A 1,161-nucleotide genomic window follows, 5' to 3' on the forward strand; every position below is an offset into this window, starting at 1 on the left:
ATCTTGGCCTGGAGTTCTCGGAGCCCGCGCAGGACGACCGCGAGGGGTGGGCCAAGCTGATGAAGAAGGCCGGCGTCAAGGGCATCCACATCGCCGAACGCGACACCCAGCGCACCAAGAAGCCGAAACCGATGGACGTGTTCTGGAACACATGGTCGGTCGAAGGCTTCATCTCCGAGGGCCTGCAGCCCGCGGAACTTGGCTGGGGCACACACGAGACATGGATGCCGAAGAACGCCAAGAAGCACAAGCACGGCTCGAAGGCAGCCATCTACCTGGAGCAGCCGGGCGCCAACACGCGCGTGCGCTCGTGGTGCCCGACGCCCGGCGCGCAATACGGCCTGCTGGTGACGCATAACGAGGCGATCTCTATCGCCGATTTCTTCACCGTGCGTTCGAAGAAGGGCAAGGTGCATTACCGCCCGACCTGCCACTATGCCTATCATCCCTGCAACGACGCGATGCTGTCGCTTGACGAGATGTTCGGCGCCGCCGGCAAGCCTCAGCCGGTGCATCATGTGCTCGACGAGAACGAGTTGATCGACGGCGTCGACGAACTCGGCGTGCTGCTCTACGGCCACGACAAGAATGCCTACTGGTACGGCTCGCAGCTGTCGCTCGCCGAGGCGCGCAAGCTGGCCCCCTACCAGAACGCCACCGGCATGCAGGTCACCTCGGCGGTGCTCTCGGGCATGGTCTGGGCGCTGGAGAATCCCGAGGCCGGCATCGTCGAAGCCGACGAGATGGACTACAGGCGGTGCCTGGAAGTGCAGTCCCAGTATCTCGGACCGGTCAAGGGCTACTACACCGACTGGACGCCGCTCGATAACCGTCCCGGCCTGTTCCCGGAAGACCTCGACCGGAACGACCCGTGGCAGTTCCGCAACATCCTTGTGCGATAGCAGCACCGCCCACCTGCCTCACTGCCTTGCAATCGCCCGGAAATCGGGCGATTGAAGGGATGCGGACCATAGCGATACGTATTCATCTGGACGCACGTCGCTCTGGAAACTTGGATGCACGCCTCGTGCTTGTCGAAAATCGATTTCCGATTTTTGGGCCGATGCGAGAGGAGAGGATTTTCACATGATCATTGCGCGCAAAATTCTTTCGATGAGCGTGGCGGGTGCCATTGCGGCGATGCTCGCCGCCTGTGCGACC

Annotated in this window: 1 protein-coding gene; it reads left to right on the plus strand. The window is 62.3% G+C overall.

Annotation, left to right across the window (positions count from 1 at the left end; all coding sequences use genetic code 11):
- The coding region (locus EN949_RS35360) for a saccharopine dehydrogenase C-terminal domain-containing protein (RefSeq protein WP_164782684.1) at positions 1–902 on the plus strand (902 nt) is incomplete at its 5' end.
- Between the last annotated feature and the right edge of the window lie 259 nt (positions 903–1,161).

The organism is Mesorhizobium sp. M7A.F.Ca.US.007.01.2.1 (genome assembly GCF_003998165.1).
GTDB lineage: Bacteria > Pseudomonadota > Alphaproteobacteria > Rhizobiales > Rhizobiaceae > Mesorhizobium > Mesorhizobium ciceri.